The sequence below is a fragment of the Roseobacter phycocola genome (genome assembly GCF_042055075.2).
Classification (GTDB): Bacteria; Pseudomonadota; Alphaproteobacteria; order Rhodobacterales; family Rhodobacteraceae; genus Roseobacter.
Window position 1 is genome coordinate 3635888 of sequence record NZ_CP194010.1, and the last position, 20651, is coordinate 3656538.

The window sequence follows — 20651 nt, forward strand, 5'->3', positions numbered from 1 at the left end:
GCAAGCCGCATGCCGGTTTCCCGCGAATGTGACTGCATTGAGGCGGGTGTGGCATCAAAGCACCATATTCCGGGAAAGCGGGGGGGCGTTTTGTTCAGCGCTTGAGGTCACGCCGCTTGTAAGACATTACACAAACACACTTGGGATGCATGTCATCCCGGGAAACACTTGCACACTAGGGACAACGACATGAAAAAAGTTCTTCTTGCATCCACGATGCTCGTCGCGACAGCCGGTATGGCTGCGGCGGAAATCACATTCAACGGTTTCGGCCGCTTCGGCCTGATCTACGACGAAGGCCAGGCCGCTGGCCTCAGCGACACACGTCTCGAGCAGCGTTTCCGCCTGAACATCGTTGGCACAACCGAAACAGACGGTGGTGTTAAGTTCGGCGCACGTCTGCGTATCGAAACAAACGACGAAGCCAACGGCAACTCCGCCACAGGTGACGCGGACACAGCTGGTCCGACTTTCGAAGACAATGAAAACGCGATCCGTAACCCGGAATTCAACGTACAGGCAGGTGGTTTCCGCCTCGACGTTGGTAACACATCCGACGTTATCGACTCCGGCGACGTTGTTAACTACTACGGCTTCGGCGTTGGTCTGACATCGTTCCTCGAGCAGTCCTCCGGCTTCAGCCTGCCGGCATCCGGCATCGGTGACGAAATCGAAGAAGCACCGACCGTCAAACTGCGCTACAAAATGGGCGACCTGACAGTTGCAGGTTCGTACACAGACAACGCGGAAGACGGTTTCGGCGAAGAGTGGATGCTTGGCCTCGGCTACGTGTTCAGCGCATACGCAGTCGGTATCGCCTTCGGTAGCGAAGACGGCGCGACAGACAACGACTTCTGGGCAGCATCCGTTTCCGGCGCGTTCAGCAACGTTGACTTCTCCTTCCTGGTTGCAGACAGCGACGATCAGGACGACGTTTCCTACGGTGCATCCATCTCCGTACCGGTTGGCGCGGCGACAAGCATCCAGGCAGTTGTAAACGACAACGGTCAGGACTCGGATGACACAGCATACGGTGTTGGCTTCCGCCACGACCTGGGCGGCGGTGTCTCCCTGCGCGGTGGTATCGGCAACAACCCGAGCGACAACACCGTTGCGGACCTGGGTGTGATCTTCAACTTCTGAGTTGAACACATCGCGTGATAATTGGGGCGGACCTTCAGGTTCGCCCCTTTTCTTTTGCGCAGCTTTCTTATCTGAGTAACTGACACCTGACAGGAGAAAGCCGCATGCCGCTCACAGACATATCCGACCGAATCTCCGCTGCAGAAGCCCGCGCGGGCAGACCGTCGGGTTCTGTCAGGCTGATTGCGGTATCCAAGGTCCAGCCGAACGAGCGGGTTGAAGCAGTTCTGAAGGCGGGTCACCGCTGTTTCGGCGAAAACCGCGTGCAGGAGGCTGCGGGCAAGTGGCCGGGGTTCCGCGAAACCTTTCCGGATGTCGAACTGCACCTGATCGGGCCGTTGCAAACGAACAAGGCGCGTCAGGCATTCGGGCTCTTTCAGAGCATCCATTCTCTGGACAGGCTCAAGCTGGCGAAGACTTTTGCGCGGCTCGCGGATGAAACGGGCACCTGTCCTGAGATGTTTGTCCAGGTGAACACAGGCGAGGAGCCTCAGAAGGCTGGCGTTCTCCCGGGGGATGCAGATGCCTTTGTGGCGGACTGCCGGTCTCTGAACCTGCCCGTCCGGGGCCTGATGTGCATTCCGCCCGCTGATGAAGAACCGTCGCTGCATTTCGCCCTGCTGCGCAAGATTGCGGAACGCAATGGGCTTGAGGGTCTCAGCATGGGAATGAGTGGTGATTTTGAATCAGCCATCGCCCTGGGCGCGACGCATGTACGTGTTGGTTCGGCAATCTTCGGGGAACGCACACCCGGGTAGGCGCATCGCAGAGGGCCGGCGTCAGCCTGCCAGTGCTTCGGGGACGATCAGGCGGGTTTGCAGAGTGATCAGCGGTGCAATCCGGTGCAGATTTCCGCGTGAAAATGCGATGCAGCCTTCAGTCGGAAACCCGGGACGCCGCTGCTGGTGCAGAAAAATCGCCGAGCCACGCCCTTTGACAGCATAGGGCCAGTTCCAGTCGGTCAAAAGGATAAGATCATAGAGCGGGTCGGCGCGGCGGAGCACTTCGTGGCTATGGGAATAGGGCGCCCGCACCATCATATTGTAGTCTTCATGCGTCACATCATCCGACCACAGATCCCCTGGTCCGATCGGAAGCGCCCAGTTCGTGGGGCGGGCCATTCTGTCCGGGCGGTACAGCATGCCAACAATACGGTGTGTCCCGCTGGGGGTGGCGCCATCACCCTCTTTCTTGCGCTTCGACACACCGCCCCGACCTAACGTGCAGGGCCAGTACAAGCCCCGGAAACGCAGGCCGCGCGGCGTAAGCACCATATCGAAAGGGCTCATTTCAGGTGCCCGGACTTACGGTGTTTGGTTTCCAGGTAAGCCTCGTTGTGCGGATTGTGACCCACGTGCAGCGGGACCCGCTCGGTGACATCAAGACCGCAGCTCTGCATCATACTGGTTTTGGCAGGGTTATTGGTCATCAGCCGGACGGCAGAAAACCCAAGCGAACGAAGAATATCTGCGCCCAGCCGGAAATCCCGCTCGTCGTCCTCGAAGCCAAGTCGGTGATTGGCTTCAACCGTATCGAACCCTTCATCCTGTAACGAATAGGCGCGCATTTTGTTTGCCAGACCGATGCCCCGCCCTTCCTGGTTCATGTAAAGCAGTACCCCGTGCCCTTCTGAACCCATCTTCGCCAGTGCTGCGCGCAGCTGCGGGCCGCAGTCACACTTCAGGGACCCCATCAGATCTCCGGTCACACAGGCCGAATGCAGGCGGGCGAGCACAGGACGCGACCGGTCTGGTCGACCGATCTCGATTGCGTAATGCTCTTCGCCGCCATCCTCTGGCCGGAATACATGCAGACGACCTGCTTCTGATACTTCCAGTGGCAGTCGCGCACTGACAACAGAATGCAGCGGGCTGCGTTCATCCAACGCTTCCCCGGCTGCGACGATGTCTAGCATCGTCAGACCGTGTTCAGTTGCAAAAGACGCAGCATCCGGAACAGACACCACAAAAGCAGCGGGCAGAAGCCTTGCTGATTTCACCATACGAACGGCCACGCGGTGCGCGCTGGCATCGCCGGTCCGGAGGCTGGAAAGGGGGCCTTTCATAGGGTTCATCAGATCACCGGCAGGGTCAGCAATGGACCGTACCCAGGCGGCATCCGCATCCGCGGGCATGCGGATCCGCGCAACATCACCGTCATAGGCGCGGGCGCGGAGTGTTTCTGCACGTCTGGCCGTAATGGTCAGAATACTCTCGTCGCTTACGGCTCTGAGACTGCGCAAACGGTCGGGATCCAGCGTTTCGGCGGCGACAAAAGCAACCGGATCGCTGCCGTTCAGCACGACCGGAACGCCCATGCGCAGGTCGGCGCGCGCCCTTGCCAGCCGTTCATTCAGGGTCGGAGCGATGGTCATGATGTTACAATGCCTGTCTTTTTTCGCGTTGATCCGGGGCAAACAGGCCGGAATTGAAACAATTTACCGCCGATGTAACACGAGGCTGTGAGAGAAATCACACCACGCTTGTCTGCAGCGGCACAAAAACACATTTGTTGTTGTAACACGAGGGAGAGATCCATGGCACAGCTGAAAAAGATACTGCTTGTAGACGATGATGACGATCTGCGCGAGGCGCTCAGCGAACAGCTGATCATGACCGAAGACTTCGATGTCTTTGAAGCCGCGAACGGCGCAGATGCCATGGTGCGGGCCAAAGAAGCACTCTACGATCTCGTCATTCTCGATGTAGGCCTGCCGGATACAGACGGTCGCGAGCTGTGCCGCCTGATGCGCAAGCAGGGCGTCAAAAGCCCGATTCTCATGCTGACGGGTCACGACAGTGACGCTGACACAATCCTGGGGCTCGATGCGGGCGCAAATGATTATGTCAGCAAGCCGTTCAAGTTCCCGGTTCTGCTGGCCCGCATCCGCGCGCAGCTCCGGCAGCATGAACAGTCAGAGGATGCGGTTTTCCAGTTGGGTCACTACACCTTCAAGCCGTCAATGAAGATGCTGATCACAGAAGACGAACGCAAAGTGCGTCTGACGGAAAAAGAAACCAACATCCTCAAATTCCTGTACCGCTCGACGGATGGCGTGGTGCCACGCGACGTTCTTCTGCACGAAGTCTGGGGCTATAATGCGGGTGTCACAACGCACACGCTGGAGACACATATTTACCGGCTGCGCCAGAAAATTGAACCAGATCCGTCCAATGCGCGCCTTCTTGTGACCGAATCAGGCGGTTACAGATTGATGGCATAGGGTGTCACGGACTTTTTTTGACCTGCGTCAATGAAACGTTAACCAAAGCGCCCTATCTGTTAAGTATCCCGCGCATGTCCGGGTCATGACATGCACCTCCCTGTTGGACTGGGCCGGGCTTAATGCCCGGTCTTTTTTTGTCCGGGGGGTGAATTTCCCGCTGAATGGTGTCTGGACAGGGTCCCTGTGCATCGGCGAGGCTATTGACTGTGTTCCCGACCCGGGGGCGTTTGAACGGTGCAGTAACCACCTGGGACCGTACGCGTCCGTATCAGCGCTCCCTTCACCCCAGCTCCAGGCTCGTGACTGCGTAAAACGCATGCCCACATGTCGGGCCGGGGCCGCGATACATTCGTGCCGTTCTGAAACCCGGTACTAAACAAAGCTCCCTGCACAGATCGGCAAGTCCCGAAGACGAGCCAGGCACATCAAGCGTAACGGGACCGCCGAACAGCGTGGCCGCGTGCCGGATCAGCCGGTCTGCGACCTGGGCATTATCTGCGACGAGTGGCCCGATTTTTGCACCTTCACGGCAGGCGCGCACGGTGCAGAACCCACTGCCTGACTGCCCGGCATCCAGGATCAGCGTTTTGCGTGTCTCGCATTGTGTGAGCCATGCCTCCAGATATGCGGTCTTGATCAGCCCGGAAGCTCTGGCTTCTTTCCCGACCAGCTTTTCAATTTCCGCAGGCCCAGCCAGAGTGACATCCGGATCGGTCTGACCATGGACAGTACCGCTGAACCTGGTCGTCCCCCCGGCATGGCTGAAACCGGAAACGGCATAGTTTTCCTGCTGCGCCTCCACGCCATCAAGCCCGATGGTACGTGCGCCTGCGTGCCCTGTTGCGTGCTGCCACAGGCCGAAGCCAATTCCCTTGCCCCGCCAGTCCGGACGGACGATGTAGAGTCCCAGAAACGCGAAACTGTCTGAGTGATTGACCACTGAAATCGCCGCAACGAGAGCCCCTTTAGGACTGGCGGCGACGAAAAACCCCTCCGGGTCCGCCTGGAAAAAGGCCGCAGCATCGTCAAGGCCTGGGTTCCAGCCTTCATCGGCGGCCCAATCCAGTACCGTGACAAGTTCAGACTGATCGGCGTTCCTGAAATCGATCATCTTTTCAGCGCATCTTTAAGGGAAACCGGCCCGGAATCGCGCTCTCTGAGGTCAAGCTGGGACAGCAGGTCAAGGAGATGCCCTTTCATAAGTTCCTCTGCAGATACTCCATCCTGTTGCCTCAAAGCGTCCACCAGCGCGTGATGCGCATTGCTTTCGCACAGTGCATTCCGCCGCCGCCAGTACAGGGCAATGACCAGCGAGGAGCGGGATATCAGCTGTCTCAAGAACTGTTCGATTGTCTGCTGGTCGGCAATTCGGGCGATGTCCAGGTGAAAGTCACCCGACAGTTTCAGCGCCAGGCCCGCTTCGTCGCGATCGAGTGCGGCGTGTTCGTTCTCAATATGACGTTCTAGCCGTGCTATGTCCGCGGCAGTGGCGCGTTGTGCGGCGGCGCGGGCCGTTTCCGGTTCGAGCAGGGCGCGGGCCTGAAAAACCTCCCGTGCTTCTTTCAGCGTAGGTCTGGACACAAAGGCGCCGCGATTCCGCTCAATCGTCAGCAGGCCCTGGTATTCCATGGACCGCAGCGCCTGACGCACGAGTGTCCGGCTTACGCCGAATATCTCGCAGACTTCGTCCTCCCGCAGCTTGGTGCCGGGTTGCAGGCGATGTTCGTGAACCGCCTGCGTAAGTTGCGCGACAATGTCGTCGACAGATGATGTCGCAGAATCGGTCGTAGCGGACATTCGGTTTCTCCTGCGCTGAACCTGCACCCCGACGCACCAGGTTTCAATATCTCACACAAACAGCGCTAAAATCGTATACAATCTCTGCCTATATTTTAGACAATACTTAGATCGTCTGGGGTGTTTTTAAGCATACTGCTGGTGCCCGAATTCTGTCCGGTGGATAGGACTTGGGTCTTCACAGTCTGACCCGTCACGGTGTTGGCAACCTTTGGGGGTGCCGATGAGCCGAACACTGGATCTTGAACTGATCAGTCTGACAAAACGATATGGTGATACCGTCGCCGTTGATGCGATCAGCTACCATTTCACTGCGGGCACATATGCCTGCTTGCTTGGGCCTTCCGGTTGCGGCAAATCCTCGACGCTGCGGATGATCGCCGGACATGAGGCCGAGTCAGACGGAGCCATAACCCTCGGCGGGCGCGATATTTCTCATCTGCCACCGGCGAAACGTGGCACAGCGATGATGTTTCAGAACTACGCGCTTTTCCCGCATCTGAGTGTGCGTGACAACGTTGCATTCAGCCTGAAAATGCAGGGTATCGACACCGCAAAGCAGCGTACCCGCGCCGGTGAAATGCTGGAACTGGTGGACATGATAGCCCTGGCGGACCGGTTGCCTGCGCAACTTTCCGGAGGGCAGCAGCAACGCGCCGCACTGGCACGCGCTTTGATCACGGAACCGGATGTTCTGCTGCTGGATGAGCCGCTGTCCGCGCTTGATCCGTTTCTGCGTGTCCGGATGCGCACCGAGCTCAAAAAGCTCCAGCGGGAACTTGGCATTACCTTTGTGCACGTCACACATGGTCAGGATGAAGCGCTTGCTCTGGCAGATGAAATTGTCGTTATGAACGCCGCGAAAATAGAGCAGGCCGGGAAAACCCGCGCTGTATTTGACGCGCCGCAAACGGCCTTTGTCGCGCGGTTTCTGGGCTCGCACAACGTCGTATCCATGCCTGGGGGAATGGTGGCAATCCGGTCAGACGCCCTCCGCATTACGCCGGCGGGAACTGCCAGGCTGCCGGGCACGATCACGAGCATTGAATATCAGGGCACGCATGTTGCGCTCACCGCTGCCGTACCCGGCGACCAGGAGGTGACTGCCGTGCTGTCCGACAGGGATTTCTTCGATGACCCGAAGAATCCGGGCGAGGCAATCGGCCTCGACTGGGAGGCTGAGGCGGCACACGCCCTGGCCGGATAATCAGACGACCAACAGAGAGGACACTGCAGATGACAACAATTTCCAAAGTGCGCTATTCGCGCCGGTCCGTACTGAAGTCGGGTGGCGCGGCGGTGGCGGCCGCCGCGCTTCCGGCTCCGATGGTATGGGGACAAGAGACAAAGAATATCACCTTGCGCCAGTTCGGCACCGGGGTGTCCAACCTCAACGAGGTGGCGCAGAAGGTCAAGGAAGACCTCGGCTTCACGCTGGAAATGACGGCGCTCGACTCCGACAGCGTGACACAGCGTGCGGCAACGCAGCCTGACAGCTTTGACATTGCTGACATCGAATACTGGATCTGCAAAAAGGTCTGGCCGACCGGCAACCTGCAGGCGATGGATACCTCGAAGATTGCCAACTACGATAAGATCGTCGGCATCTTCAGGGACGGGAAACTCACGCCCGAGAGCACCATTGCACAAGGCACGGCACCACACAGCGTGGGTTTTGTCGAAGGGCCGGACGGCACCGATTTTGTGGACAACGAATCCGGATGGATGACCCTGATCCCCACGATCTACAATGCTGATACGCTGGGCATCCGGCCGGATCTCATTGGCCGGCCGATCAGCAACTGGTCAGAACTCCTGAACCCGGAATTCAAAGGCAAAGCGTCCATTCTGGATATCTCGTCCATCGGGATCATGGACATGGCCATGGTTGTGGAATCGATGGGTGAATACACCTATCCCGACAAGGGCAACATGACCAAAGAAGAGATCGATCTGACCATCGGTATCTTCACCGAAGCCAAGAAAAACGGTCAGTTCCGGGCCTTCTGGAAGAGCTTTGATGAAAGCGTCAACCTGATGGCCTCGGGCGAAGTCGTGATCCAGTCCATGTGGTCGCCCGCGATCACGGCCGTGAAATCACGCGGTATTCCCTGCGTCTACCAGCCGCTGGAAGAAGGCTACCGGTCGTGGGGCGGTGGCATCGGCCTGTCCAAATCACTGACGGGCATGGAGCTCGATGCGGCCTATGAATATATTAACTGGTATCTGTCGGGCTGGGTCGGCGGTTTCCTGATGCGGCAGGGGTATTACTCGGCTGTGCCGGAGACATCCAAAAACTTCATGTCGGAAAATGAATGGGGTTACTGGTTCGAGGGCAAAGAAGCTTCTGACACGATCACCTCGCCCTTCGGGGATCCTCTGGCCCAGGCTGGTGAGACACGCGACGGTGGCTCATTCTACGACCGGATGGGGGCAGTGGCCTGCTGGAACGCCGTCATGGACGAAAACCAGTACATGGTTCGCAAATGGAACGAGTTCATCGCCGCCTGAGCGATGCGCGCCGGGGGGACACGCTCCCCCCGGCACATGACACCCAAGCAAACGACCGGGGCAGGTTTTGAAAAACAATTCGGTAACTGGCTGGCTTCTGGCCGCACCGCTTTCCCTGGTGCTGCTGGTCTTTCTGGTAGCGCCCATCGTGATGATCGTGGTCGTCAGCTTCTGGGGGGCCACAGAATGGTCGATCTATCCTGCATTTCTCTTTGACAATTATGCGTTTCTGCTGACTTCAGAAGTTACCTGGCGGGTGTTCCTGAACACCTTTCGGTATGCGCTGATCACCTGGATTTTTACGCTGCTCATCGGCTTCACCGTCGCCTATTACCTGGCGTTTCACATCCGCAGCATGACATGGCAGATTGCGTTGTTTTTGCTCTGCACCATTCCCTTTCTGACATCGAACATCATCCGGATGATTTCGTGGATCCCGTTCCTCGGTCGCAATGGGATTGCCAATTCGACTCTGATCTCCATGGGCGTGATTGATGAACCTGTGGAATGGCTGCTGTTCAGCGATTTTAGTGTGATCCTTGCCTTTGTGCATCTCTACACGTTGTTCATGGTGGTGCCGGTCTTCAACACGATGATGCGCATCGACAAATCCCTGATTGAGGCCGCGGCGGATGCAGGTGCCACCGGCTGGCAGACCCTCTGGTATGTGATTATCCCGCTGACCAAACCGGGGATCATGATCGGTACGATTTTCGTTGTGGCACTGGTCATGGGCGATTTCATCACGGTTCGGTTCATGTCAGGCAGTCAGTCCGCGAATGTCGGACGGATGATCCAGAATGACATCGGGTTGCTGCAATATCCGTCTGCGAGTGCAACGGCCGTGGTTCTGCTGATCACTGTGCTGCTGCTGATCGGGACGCTGCTGCGCTTTGTCGATATCCGGAAGGAGCTCTGATATGGAGCCGCGTCCCCGTTCCTTCTACTTTCTCACGGCGTTCTTCGTCCTGTTTCTAATCTTTCTCTATGGTCCCACGCTGACCATCGGTGTCCTGTCCTTTCAGGGGCCGGGGGGCGGTCTGACGTTTCCGATGCGGGGCGTGTCCCTGCACTGGTTCCGCGATCTGTTCGAGCAACAGGCTGTTGGAGACATCTGGGGCTCTTTCCGGCGGTCCTTTGTGCTGGGTCTGATGGTGATGGTGACCACCGTGGTCGTTTCAGTCATGGGTGGGCTGGCCTTCCGCAAGAGGTTCAGGGGGGCGGGCATCCTGTTTTACCTGATCATCACATCGCTGGTGATCCCCTCCATTCTGATCTCGCTGGGCGTGGGGCTGATCTGGTCGCAGTCGGGTTTGCCGGTACACTGGTCCGGGTCCGGCTTTGGTGCGCAGCTGACGTGGACACTGCCCTTTGGTCTGCTGATCATGTTCGCGGTCTTTAACCGCTTTGATCCTTCGTACGAAGAGGCCGCCCGCGATCTGGGTGCGTCGCCCTGGCAGGTGATCCGCCATGTTGTTCTGCCGATCATAGCCCCCTCGCTGATCGGTGTTGCCCTCTTCGGGTTCACGCTGAGCTATGACGAGTTTGCCCGGACGCTCCTGACCTCCGGCAGCTACAACACGCTGCCGCTGGAAATCTTTGGCATGACGACGAATGTGACAACCCCGGTCCTTTTTGCCCTCGGGACCCTGACCACGGTATTTTCCCTGCTGATCATTCTCGTATTCCTCGGGCTGGTCTGGTTCCTGAACCGGCGCCGCGCCCGGAAAGGGTCCGATGCCGGCGAGGGTCTGGTGTGACGGATGTGGTCATCATCAACCCAAACAGTACGGCGTCCATGACCGCGGCCATGGTGCAGGTTGCCAGCAGGGCTGTGCCCGCTGTGCGGTTCGAGGGCTGGACCTCCCGTAAAGGCCCGCCCGCGATACAGGGTACCGCCGACGGAGATGCAGCGACCCCACCGCTGCTGGAACTTGTCGCGCGCGCCTCTGCAGAGGGTTATGACGGCATTATCATCGGATGTTTTGATGACACGGGGTTGCGGCAGGCTGCAGAAATCTCCGCCTGTCCGGTCATCGGTATTGGCCAGGCATCCTATCACTATGCGGCGCTCCGGCAGTGGCGCTTCAGCGTCGTGACAACGCTGTCCGTATCGGTCCCGGTTCTGGAAACCAATATCAGGTCGTCCGGGCTCGATGCTTCTCTGGGACGTGTCCGCGCGTCAGAAGTTCCCGTACTGGAACTGGAGAAAGATCCGGGTCAGGCGGGGTCTGCCATCAGAGCGGAAGCCATGAAAGCGCAGAGCGAAGATGACATAGCCGCGGTCGTTCTGGGATGTGCGGGCATGGTGCAGGTTGTGTCTGATGTAAGGCAGGCGCTCGACATCGAAGTCATTGACCCTGTTGAATGCGCCGCGCGCTGCATGACCTGGCTGACCTGAAAAAATCCGAGCCCATGGCGCTGAAGCGGCTCTGTCCCCTGCCAAAGCCCCGTCACGCCCGAAGCTGCGCATCCCGTATCAGTGCCGCAAGACGGAAAAACCCATGGGCCATTTTTGTGTAGGGCGTCAGCAGAAAGAACGCAGCAACGGCACCGAGATGCAGCGCCAGCACCGGCGGCATCAGTGGTGTTTTCCCAAGCCAGTAAAGGGCTAGTCCGCTGGCGCCTATGAACCCCAGCAGCGCAATAAACGCTGTATCAGCGGATCTGGTCGCAGGATCTGACAGACCGGCATCCGCGCGTTGCCTGAGCACCAGCATCCAGACACAGCCAAGCGTCAGAAGGATACCTCCCGGTACGCCAAGCAGTTTGGGAGGGGACAGGAACGGGTAGGGCGCGGGCCAGCCGAAAGCATAGTGCAGGACGGTCCCGCTGACGGTTGAGGCAAAACACAACAGGAACCCGTACATGACTGAATGATGCGCATAGCGCCTCGCGGAAGAGAAGCGCTCGCCCTTTTCAAAATTGCACCCTTCGCCGTGCCCACCTTCAAGGTCTTTCATCCTTGCGGCGCGACCAAAGGCCCGGGTTACCTGTGACCAGGTGATCCTCTGTCCGCCAATACTGCGCCAGTAACCGTGCAGGCTGAAACCGAGAATGAGCAGAGGTAGCACAAAGGCCGGCGCAAAGATGGCGACCATCGCCGCATGCGACAGAACAGCGTAAAATCCTTCTCCGGACGCTGGCGCGAGCGCGCGGATGGCCATGAAAAGCCCGGCGAAACCGGCCAGCGTTGCCAGTACTGTGCCAGCGGCGTTTTTCAGAAACAGATGGGCAACAGGCCCTGGCCAGACGTGGTCCTGCCAGCTTTCGGTGCGGACCTCCGCCAGGGCGCGGGGCAGATTGAGGGCAAATTCATGCGGTTCGGTGTACTGGCAGGCGTAATAGCAGCCACGGCAGTTGTGGCACAGATTTGCGATCTGCGTGATGTCCGCGTCCGCGAAGGTCCGCAGCCGGGTTATCGCGGGGAAGGCCGAGCAATAGCCTTCGCAATAACGGCAGGCATTGCATATCCCGAGTTGCCGCCGCGCCTCTTCATAAGTTTCTGTTGAGGGTGCGTCATACATCTGCGGCCGCCTCTCTGCCTGCGATATGTCCAAACACTGAACCGAGTGTCATGCCGAACCCTGCCAGATAACCCTGACCCAGGACCGAGCCCGCCATGATCTCTCCTGCGGCCCAAAGGTTACGCATTCTGCCTGATGGTCCCGTCACCCGCGCGGTTTCATCAACTTTCAGGCCCAGATAGGTAAAGGTCACACCGGGCCGGAGCGGGTAGGCATAAAAGGGCGGATCAGTGATCGGCCGGGCCCAGTTTGTTTTCGGCGGCGTGAGGCCCTCGGTCGAAACTCCATCCAGTTCGGTTGGCCTGAAATCACCTGGCTGGCAGGCTGCATTGAACCCATCAATCGTTTGCACCAGTGTATCAACCGGCAGTCCCAGCTTTCGTCCCAGCTCTTCGGGCGTATCTGCCTGAACGGGCGGAAAGACAGATGGCATGAAAAGGTCGCGCGACTTCGAATCGATGATCGCATAGCCGATCTGATCCGGTTGTGCAGCAACGAGGCGCCCCCAGATCGCGTATCGCTTCGGCCAGACATCCTCGCCTTCGTCATAGAACCGTTCGCCGTTGCTGTTCACGACCACCGAAAAAGGTACACAGTCCAGCCGGGTCACGATGCCGCCGTCAAATTTTGGAGCGCGGCCGTCGATGGCAACGGCATGGCACTGGGTCGGATCACCGACACTTTCCATTCCCTGATCCAGAAGGTCACGCAGCACGACACCGCGGTTGTAGGGCGTTCCCCGGATCAGGAAGTTCTTTGCGGCAGGTCCCCATGCACGTGCCAGCCAGTCCGTATCCGCCTGAAATCCACCGGAGGCGACGACAACACTTCCGGGATTGAAGCGGTGTTCCTGACCGCTGATCCGGGCGGTTACTTCGGTGATCCTGTCCCCGCTGACGGTCAGGTGATCGACATGTGCGTCGCAGAATGTCGCGACGCCCTTGTCTTCTGCCTGCGCATAAAAGGCGTTTACCAGAGCCTTGCCGCCGCCGAGGAAGAAGGCATTCGTTCTCGACAAAGACAATGTTCCCGAAAGCGATGGCTGAAACCGCACGCCGTGTTCTTCCATCCAGCGATAGGCCTGAGCTGAGTTTTCAATGGCGATGCGCGCAAGATCGGGGTCTGTTTTGCCTTTTGTGACCTTTAGCAGATCGTCCATGTATTCTTCAGCCTGATAGCTGCCGGTCAGCACACCAAGCGGGCCCTCATGCATGCAGCGGAAGTTCCGCGTGTGTCGTGAGTTTCCTCCACGGTAAGGCTTTGGCGCTGCCTCCAGAACCGTCACAGACCTGCCGGCCTCGCGCGCTGTCAGAGCTGCGGTCAGCGCGGCATTCCCGCCGCCGATGACGAGTACTTCTGGTGACAGATCAGGCTTTCCGGCCTTTGACATCTCTGGAATCCTCCGATACGCTTCTTGTATCCAAATGGATACAAAAGGCAAGCTCTATGTCGGAACCCCGGAAATCCAGTGGTGAACAGGCCTATGACGCGCTTCTGCACGAAATCCGTGCCGGCACCTTCCGTCCCGGAGATCGTCTGCGCGAAGAGGAAGTTGCCGCGCGTCTGACCCTGTCGCGCACGCCGGTACGTGAAGCGCTGCGCCGCCTCGAAAGTGACGGGATTGTCGAGCACAGGCCGCGGGTTGGTGCCGTGATCCGGTCGCTTGCACATACAGAAATTGTTGAGCTCTATGAAATGCGGATCGTATTGGAACGCACCGCCGCGGAAATGGCTGCAAAGCATGGTGCGGAGGCTGAATTCGACGCGCTGGATGCGATGAACGATCAGATAGAGGCAAACCGGGACAAGCCCGCGCTGGGTGCGGCGATCAATCAGGATTTTCACAAAGGCCTTTATCTTGCTGGCCGCAACCGGTTCCTGCTGGAGGCCTCAAGGGCGCTCAATAACGCTCTGCTGTTGCTGGGCCCCACGACCTACACCGACCCCGACCGTATTGATGTCGTCGTGCGCCAGCACCGTGCGATCATCACCGCCCTGCGGAATGGCGATGCCGAAGCAGCAGGTGTTGCGGCCGAAGCCCATCTGCAAACCTCTCTTCTGCATCGTCTCAAAGGGGTCAGCGCGTGATTCCCATTTTCAGCGCGTTCGCCGTTGCTGCAACCGGTGTTGCTGCTTTCCACTGGCTGGCGCTGCCACTGCCCTGGCTGCTCGGCCCTATTGCGGCCTGCCTGATCGCCGCTCTGGTGCGCGTTCCGCTGGGCAGCCTGCCCACAATCAACGCCGGTATGCGCACCATTCTGGGCGTTGCGGTCGGTGCCACGCTGACGCCTGCCGTACTGGCCAGTTTTCCTGCGATGTGGCCGACGCTGATCCTGGTTCCGGTAATGATTGCGGTGATCGGTGTGGTTGGCGTTCCCTATTTCCAGAGGTTTTGCGGGTATGATTTCCCCACCGCTTACTATGCAACGATGCCCGGTGGTCTCCAGGATATGATTGTATTCGGCGAAGAGGCGGGCGCCAATGTCCGGACCCTGAGCCTGGTCCATGCAACCCGCGTGCTGGTCATCGTCGTCAGCCTGCCGTTTCTGACCAGCAGCATCTGGGATGCGGACCTGATGGCGCCACCCGGTGCGCCGGCGACCAGCATTCCGCTGGCAGAACTGGCGCTGATGGTCTTCTGCGCGATTGCCGGATGGCGGGTGGCAAAACGGGTCGGAATGTTCGGGGCGTCGATCCTGGGGCCTTTGATCCTGACCGGCGCCTTCGCTGTAACAGACCTGCTGCACAACCGCCCGCCGGCAGAGGCCATCTGGGCGGCGCAGTTTTTTATCGGCATGGGGATCGGCTGCAAATACGCTGGCATTACAATGGCCGAAGTGCGCCGCGACCTGGTGGCGGGGCTTGGGTTCTGTGTCCTGCTGATCCTGCTGACGGTCCTGTTTGTTGAGGCCATTTACGGCCTCGACCTCGCACCGGGCATGGAAGCCCTGCTGGCCTTCGCGCCGGGCGGACAGGCAGAACTGACCGTGCTTGCACTGATTGTCGGGGCAGACGTCGCCTTTGTTGTGGCGCATCATGTGCTGCGGATACTGGTGGTGATCCTTGGCGCACCGGTTGCGGTGCGTCTCTTCAGCCAAACACCCCGGGGTTGATCATGTGGATAGGCGCCCCCCGGGCCCATGCATTCACCTGTTCAAAAATGTCGCTGAACTGCAGATCGAATTCATCCTCGGTCACATACCCAAGATGCGGTGTCGGCAAAACGTTCGGATGGGTCAGCAAAACATGTGACGTATCCCGCAGAGGTTCGGTGTCAAAGACATCTACGGCCGCATGGATGCGCCCGCGCCCGATTTCGGTCTCCAGAGCGCCCGTCTCTATCAGACCCGCCCGGGAGGTATTCACCAGCAGGCTGCGCGGTGCCATCGCCGCCAGATCATCCGCCGTGATAATGCCGCGCGTTGTTGGTTTGAGACGGACGTGAAGCGACACGACATCTGATGTGGCGAAGAACGCTTCCCGGTTGTCTGCAACCGTTTCTCCGTCTGCGATCGCTCTGGCGCGGCCTTCCTCTGACGACCACCACTGGATTTCCATGCCAATCGCTCTGGCGTATTCAGCGACGGCACGCGCAATGCGGCCATACCCATAAAGGCCCAGTGTCCGGCCACGGAGCGTTCGGCCGACACCCGCCTGCCACCCGCCTGCCCGGATCGATGCGACCTGTTCCGGTATCTGCCGGTAGCTGGCCAGAATGAGCGCCAGGGTCATTTCCGCAGCGGCATAGGACGGCGTTCCGCTGTGCATGTTGGAGCACAACAGCACACCGTGCCGCGTACAGGCATCGACATCGACGTGAGGATAAACCGAGCGTTGGGAAATGAGTTTCAGGTTGGGAAGCTGTTCCAGGAGTTTTGCGCCAATGGCCGTACGTTCGCGAAAGAGCACCAGGGCATCGGCGTCCTGTAGACGGGTGGCCAGTTTCCCCGGATCGGGCTCATGGTCTGTCCACACCGTGACGTCATGACCCGCCAGCATGCTGAAACAGGGCAATCCGCGTAAAGTATCGAACCAGTCATCGAGGATATGAACTTTCATGACCGGCTCCAGACAGAACCCGGGATGAACACATCCCCGCGCGCGAGCAGGCGTGCCGTGCGTGTCAGCCCGGCAGCACGGACGGCAAAGCTCTCACCGTCGGTCTCAACATCCATGGACACATCCAGAAGACCCATCGGGTGCTCCAGCCTCAACTGAACCGGCGTGTGATTGGGCGGCGCAAGTATTCCCGCCGCAATAGTACCCGGACACAGAAGGCAGGCAGACAGACACTGGGATCCGGTAACCGCCAGGCTGGGATGGCAGTTTTTCGGCATAAAATACCGTGTCAGCACATGGCCGCCGTTCACAGGCGGGGCAACCAGACCGAATTTGGGTGTAACTGACTGTGACACGTCCCCCATGCCCATCAAACGACCCGCTTCCTGGCGGATCGGTTCCATCCGTTCATAAAAGGCACGGTTGGCGTCCAGGTCCGCGGCGCTTTCCTGTCCGGTCATGCCAAAGTCCCGGGCACGCGCGATCACCATCGGCATGGCGACATCAATGCAGGTCACCTCAATACCATCAATGACGTCGATGCGGTTGCCGGTGGGGAACATGGCACCGGTTGTCCCGCCGGTCACATCCATGAACATCAGACCGATGGGCGCAGCTGTTCCCGGAACGCCGTCAATCTGCACATCCCCGTCATAGCGGACGCGGCCCGCTTCGGTCTGCACCTGTGCGGTGACCCGTGCGCCGGTGTTGACCGCCCGGATCCGGACCTCAGTCAGGTCGCCTGTGGCCGGGACAAGCCCCATTTCAATCGCCGCCGGACCCACGCCCACCAGAATGTTCCCGCATGTCGGCCGGAAATCGACCTGCCTGTCTTCGACGCTGACCTGTGCGAAGAAGTAATCGACATCCGTCTGATCATCCTGCGAAGGAGAGAGCATGGCCACTTTGGTCGTGACTGCTGCGCCACCGCCGATGCCGTCGATGTTGAGCGGGTGGCCCGAGCCCACCATGGCTGTCAGAACCTCAGCCAGGGCATCGCGGTCTTCGGGCAGGTCCGCGCGGTTCAGGTACGGACCGCGTGAGGTGCCGCCGCGCATGAACAGAAAGGGTATTGCTGTCTGTGTCATGTCAGCGGCCACGGCAGGTCAACGTAGCTTTGCAGCAGGCCCGCGGGGAAGTCCCGGTTCAGCGTACCCGCCATAAAACAGATAAAGGCGATGCCTGCAGCTGTGTAACCGGCAGCAAATCCCCAGCTGCGTCCGGCCCGCAGGCGGATGAACGCAAAGAGGAATATTGCCAGTGCGAGGATGAAACCGAGAAGAGCCGTGAGCACAAGGAGCCCGGCGAACCATGCCAGCGTGGGCCACAGACCATGCTGGCTGTCTTCCTCAGCCTCGCGGTCGGCAAAGAGCGCGTGGGTTTCCGGCTTCAGCATCATCTGGATCAGGACGATCACGCTGGCCAGGATCGCAACACCTGCAACAAACGTGGGGAACACGCGGTCCGCACTGGCGTAATCCGGGATCATTGCGGCATTTGTGTATGCCACGATCAGATAGCCCAGCACCGCCAGCAGAAAGATCATCGGCGCGCGTTTGTCACCGGAGTTCACGTCGCCCTCGGCCATGATGGTCTTTGCCTGGCGCAGGCCCAGAACGACCGAGATCAGCGTGATGATGATCAGGACGATGACGATCGGCGAAAAGATATAGTCGATGCCTTCCTCAAACCCCCGGCGGAACCGGCTCTGGGCGATTTGGACGGCCTGGTTGGCATAGGTTTCAGCCGGATTAGACAGCACGAAACCGATCAGGAATGCAGGGCGCGACCAGTCAAACCGCCGCATCATGATGCCCAGCAGTCCGATGGCAAAAAGCGCCACTAGGTCCATGATGTCCTGGCCGGACTGGAACGCCGCAAAGGAAATGATCATGAACAGGAAGGGTGCCAGCAGCGCAAAGGGGATTGTGGTCAGTCGGGCAATCCCTCCGGACGCGGCGATGCAGATCAGCGTGCCGACGACATTTGCGAGCGCCAGCAGCCAGACGATGGCATAGGTGATATCCAGGTTGTTCTTCAGCATGGAAGGACCGACTTCGATGTTCCCCGAGCCCAGCAGGGCAATGGCCCCGATAAAGATCGCCATGGAACCGGAGCCGGGGATGCCAAAGAGAAGTGTCGGCACAAGACCGCCGCCTTCCTTGGCGTTATTTGAACTTTCCGGCCCGATAACGCCCCGGACCTCGCCCTTGCCGAAGTTTGATTTGTCTTTGGTCGTCTGAACCGAATGGCCATAGGCGATCCAGTCAACAACGGAGCCGCCCAGCCCGGGAATAACACCCACGACAACGCCGATGATCGAGCAGCGCACAGAGAGCCAGATGTTGGCAAACCAGTCCCGGACACCGCTGATCCAGCCGCCGCCCAGAGGTTTGCGATCCGAGATTGCGCGGTCCTGGCGCAGCAGGGCCACGATTTCCGGGATCGCGAAAATGCCCAGACCAACAATTACCAGTTTGAGGCCGTCAACGAGGTAGGGCATGTCATAGGTTGCCATGCGCAGTTCACCGGCGCTGTCGCCTTCGCCGATGGTGCCGATCATCATCCCGAGACCTGCTGCAGCGATGCCTTTCAGCGCGACGCGGCCCGCCAGAATACCCACCATCGACAGGCCAAAGATTGTAATCATCAACAGCTCGGGCGTGCGGAATTCCAGCACGATCGGACGGGCTATCAGAATGAAAACTGTCAGAAAGGCAGCGCCAACGAGGCCGCCAAAGAGAGATGACGCGAAAGCTGCTGAGAGCGCCCGTGCGGCCTGCCCCTTTTTGGCCATCGGGAACCCATCAAGGACTGTGGCCTGACTGGCCGATGAGCCGGGAATGCCCATGAGAACCGAAGCAAACGTGTCCGAGGTTGGCACAACGGCCACCATGCCGATCATCAGAGCGAGACCAAGCACCGGGTCCATGCCGAACATGAAGGGCAGCAGCAGTGACAGACCCGCGATGCCGCCGAGCCCCGGGAAGACCCCGATGCACAGCCCCATCACTACGCCCAGTACGAGATAGCCCAGGACGATGGGTTGCAGGATCAGACCCGCCGCGTCGGACAGCGCGGGCATTGCTACGGACAGCACTTCCATAGTCACGACCTTTCAGGAAAGTTCGGGCGATGGCCGTTGCGGCGCATGCCTCAGACAAAAAGGGCGGGAGTGATCCCGCCCTTTGATCTGTTATTTGAGCGTGACGCCGTAGCGGTCAGCGAGCCATCCTGTGACGAACTCTTTGGCTTCCGCCGGTACCAGCGTGGCAGATGCCATCGCACCGGTCGCTTCACCGCCCGTCATCTGAGGGTATACGCCCAGACGTCCGGCTGAGATTTCCGCGAAGTCGGCGCGTGCCTTGATCGCCTCGAAGGCAGCTGTGTATGTGGCGATCGCGTCATCGGATGCGCCGGCCGGCAGGAAAACCATTTTCTGGGCGGGGAAACCCGCGACGAAAAACGCCTTCCATGCATCCCACTGTGTGCCGGAGGTTTCGCAACCTGGTGTCGCGTCACAGACTTCCTTGAAAGTGGGCATGTCGGGGAAGGTCGGATCGCGGACGATGTTCCCGTCCGCATCCAGCGCACCCCAAGACATCATCGGCACCGCGGTACCCGCTTCGACCAGCGGGGTTACACCCGACAGGAACGAAGAAGAGGTCTGATAATCGATATTGGCCTCGCCACGCTCGAACATCAGCCGGCCATCGCCGCGTCCTTTGATACCAAAGACCGGTTCTACGTTGAGGCCCAGCATTTCCCAGGCGAGCAGCGGTACAAGGTCAAGGCGTGTGGCGCCCTGGCTGCCGTAGATAAAGTCCTCGTCCTGAAGCCCGGATGCATCAAGACCGTCCATTTTCGCGGAAAGCTCCGGGGGCAGATAGGCTACACCGCCGGTTCCGGATGCCAGTACAACATTCCAGTCATTGTATTCGTAACGCACACGCGGATCGCCGAGCAGATAAGGAAACTGTGTCGAACCGGACGAGCCGAAGATCAGCGTACCTTCGCTGTCTGCGTAATCCTGCTCCTGGAACCAGTTCGCCCCCTTGGTGGAGCCGGCGCCCGGCATGAACTTCACAACGACCGTTGGCTCGCCCGGCAGGGCTTCGGACAGAAGCGGTGCGTAGAAGTTTGCCCATTTTGCGGATCCGCCGGTTTCCGAGAAGGGAATAACCCATTCAACGGTTTTACCTGCAAGGTCGATTCCGTGCCCGCCTGCAGAAGCAGATGTGGCAAGGCTTGCCGCCGCTGCAGCCACAAGGCCACAGGCCACACGGCGCGAGGTTTTCATCATTGTCATGTCTCTCTCCCAGTTTTCTGACCCTTGCCGGGCCATCCTCCCAAAGCGGGTGATTCCCGCCTTTCGGAAAAAAGGTTAA

At 59.2% G+C, this 20651-nt stretch carries 20 protein-coding genes; 10 read left to right on the top strand and 10 right to left on the bottom strand.

Annotated features, from left to right (window positions below):
• Positions 1 to 189 precede the first annotated feature (189 nt).
• Both AB4K19_RS18005 and AB4K19_RS18010 read left to right on the top strand, forming a co-directional pair.
• Entirely contained in the window at positions 190 to 1143 is a 954-nt protein-coding gene (locus AB4K19_RS18005; RefSeq protein ID WP_436398480.1) for a porin, read from the top strand.
• A 104-nt stretch (positions 1144 to 1247) separates the two neighbouring features.
• The gene (locus AB4K19_RS18010; RefSeq protein WP_375229638.1) at positions 1248 to 1901 is read left to right on the top strand and encodes a YggS family pyridoxal phosphate-dependent enzyme; all 654 of its coding nucleotides are present in this window, start codon (positions 1248 to 1250) and stop codon (positions 1899 to 1901) included.
• Between the two features lie 21 nt (positions 1902 to 1922).
• Here AB4K19_RS18010 and AB4K19_RS18015 read toward each other — a convergent pair whose 3' ends face one another.
• On the bottom strand, positions 1923 to 2432 hold the full coding sequence (locus AB4K19_RS18015; RefSeq protein ID WP_375229639.1) for a L,D-transpeptidase family protein: 510 nt from the start codon (positions 2430 to 2432) through the stop codon (positions 1923 to 1925).
• A complete protein-coding gene (gene ribA, locus AB4K19_RS18020) occupies positions 2429 to 3517 on the bottom strand; it encodes a GTP cyclohydrolase II (protein ID WP_375229640.1) in 1089 nt (362 codons plus the stop codon). Before ribA ends, AB4K19_RS18015 begins: the two co-directional genes overlap by 4 nt.
• A gap of 162 nt (positions 3518 to 3679) precedes the next feature.
• On the opposite strand from ribA, the gene AB4K19_RS18025 reads away from it, so the two are divergent.
• Positions 3680 to 4366 carry a response regulator transcription factor gene (locus AB4K19_RS18025; protein WP_298841414.1) on the top strand — a complete coding sequence of 229 codons (687 nt, stop codon included), beginning with the start codon at positions 3680 to 3682 and terminating at the stop codon, positions 4364 to 4366.
• A 283-nt stretch (positions 4367 to 4649) separates the two neighbouring features.
• Here the strand turns inward: AB4K19_RS18025 and AB4K19_RS18030 are convergent, their stop codons facing one another.
• A complete protein-coding gene (locus tag AB4K19_RS18030; RefSeq protein WP_375230929.1) occupies positions 4650 to 5480 on the bottom strand; it encodes a GNAT family N-acetyltransferase in 831 nt (276 codons plus the stop codon).
• Entirely contained in the window at positions 5477 to 6166 is a 690-nt protein-coding gene (locus AB4K19_RS18035) for a GntR family transcriptional regulator (protein ID WP_436398483.1), read from the bottom strand. The genes AB4K19_RS18030 and AB4K19_RS18035 overlap by 4 nt, the downstream gene beginning before the upstream one ends.
• Before the next feature lie 223 nt (positions 6167 to 6389).
• Here AB4K19_RS18035 and AB4K19_RS18040 point away from each other — a divergent pair, with 223 nt between their 5' ends.
• The 5 genes from AB4K19_RS18040 (at position 6390) to AB4K19_RS18060 (ending at position 11078) form a co-directional block, all read left to right on the top strand.
• Positions 6390 to 7373 carry an ABC transporter ATP-binding protein gene (locus AB4K19_RS18040; protein WP_375229641.1) on the top strand — a complete coding sequence of 328 codons (984 nt, stop codon included), beginning with the start codon at positions 6390 to 6392 and terminating at the stop codon, positions 7371 to 7373.
• Between the two features lie 38 nt (positions 7374 to 7411).
• Entirely contained in the window at positions 7412 to 8677 is a 1266-nt protein-coding gene (locus AB4K19_RS18045; RefSeq protein ID WP_375230930.1) for an ABC transporter substrate-binding protein, read from the top strand.
• Between the two features lie 67 nt (positions 8678 to 8744).
• Positions 8745 to 9596: an ABC transporter permease gene (locus AB4K19_RS18050; protein WP_375229642.1), complete on the top strand. Its 852-nt coding sequence runs from the start codon at positions 8745 to 8747 to the stop codon at positions 9594 to 9596.
• A gap of 1 nt (position 9597) precedes the next feature.
• Positions 9598 to 10437, top strand: coding sequence for an ABC transporter permease (locus tag AB4K19_RS18055; RefSeq protein ID WP_375229643.1), 840 nt, complete (start codon positions 9598 to 9600; stop codon positions 10435 to 10437).
• The gene (locus AB4K19_RS18060; protein WP_375229644.1) at positions 10434 to 11078 is read left to right on the top strand and encodes an aspartate/glutamate racemase family protein; all 645 of its coding nucleotides are present in this window, start codon (positions 10434 to 10436) and stop codon (positions 11076 to 11078) included. Before AB4K19_RS18055 ends, AB4K19_RS18060 begins: the two co-directional genes overlap by 4 nt.
• Before the next feature lie 52 nt (positions 11079 to 11130).
• Here the strand turns inward: AB4K19_RS18060 and tcuB are convergent, their stop codons facing one another.
• The gene (gene tcuB / locus AB4K19_RS18065) at positions 11131 to 12204 is read right to left on the bottom strand and encodes a tricarballylate utilization 4Fe-4S protein TcuB (RefSeq protein ID WP_375229645.1); all 1074 of its coding nucleotides are present in this window, start codon (positions 12202 to 12204) and stop codon (positions 11131 to 11133) included.
• On the bottom strand, positions 12197 to 13594 hold the full coding sequence (gene tcuA, locus AB4K19_RS18070) for an FAD-dependent tricarballylate dehydrogenase TcuA (RefSeq protein WP_375229646.1): 1398 nt from the start codon (positions 13592 to 13594) through the stop codon (positions 12197 to 12199). The genes tcuB and tcuA overlap by 8 nt, the downstream gene beginning before the upstream one ends.
• 56 nt (positions 13595 to 13650) lie before the next feature.
• On the opposite strand from tcuA, the gene AB4K19_RS18075 reads away from it, so the two are divergent.
• Positions 13651 to 14292 carry a GntR family transcriptional regulator gene (locus AB4K19_RS18075; RefSeq protein ID WP_375229647.1) on the top strand — a complete coding sequence of 214 codons (642 nt, stop codon included), beginning with the start codon at positions 13651 to 13653 and terminating at the stop codon, positions 14290 to 14292.
• The gene (locus AB4K19_RS18080) at positions 14289 to 15317 is read left to right on the top strand and encodes an AbrB family transcriptional regulator (RefSeq protein ID WP_375229648.1); all 1029 of its coding nucleotides are present in this window, start codon (positions 14289 to 14291) and stop codon (positions 15315 to 15317) included. Before AB4K19_RS18075 ends, AB4K19_RS18080 begins: the two co-directional genes overlap by 4 nt.
• Here the strand turns inward: AB4K19_RS18080 and AB4K19_RS18085 are convergent.
• The 4 genes from AB4K19_RS18085 to AB4K19_RS18100 all read right to left on the bottom strand — a co-directional run bounded on the left by AB4K19_RS18085 (position 15295) and on the right by AB4K19_RS18100 (position 20572).
• Positions 15295 to 16263: a D-2-hydroxyacid dehydrogenase family protein gene (locus AB4K19_RS18085; RefSeq protein WP_375229649.1), complete on the bottom strand. Its 969-nt coding sequence runs from the start codon at positions 16261 to 16263 to the stop codon at positions 15295 to 15297. The two genes, AB4K19_RS18080 and AB4K19_RS18085, sit on opposite strands and share 23 nt — an antisense overlap.
• A complete protein-coding gene (locus AB4K19_RS18090) occupies positions 16260 to 17351 on the bottom strand; it encodes a 4-oxalomesaconate tautomerase (protein WP_375229650.1) in 1092 nt (363 codons plus the stop codon). The genes AB4K19_RS18085 and AB4K19_RS18090 overlap by 4 nt, the downstream gene beginning before the upstream one ends.
• Entirely contained in the window at positions 17348 to 19369 is a 2022-nt protein-coding gene (locus AB4K19_RS18095; RefSeq protein WP_375229651.1) for a tripartite tricarboxylate transporter permease, read from the bottom strand. The genes AB4K19_RS18090 and AB4K19_RS18095 overlap by 4 nt, the downstream gene beginning before the upstream one ends.
• A gap of 90 nt (positions 19370 to 19459) precedes the next feature.
• The gene (locus AB4K19_RS18100; RefSeq protein ID WP_375229652.1) at positions 19460 to 20572 is read right to left on the bottom strand and encodes a tricarboxylate transporter; all 1113 of its coding nucleotides are present in this window, start codon (positions 20570 to 20572) and stop codon (positions 19460 to 19462) included.
• Between the last annotated feature and the right edge of the window lie 79 nt (positions 20573 to 20651).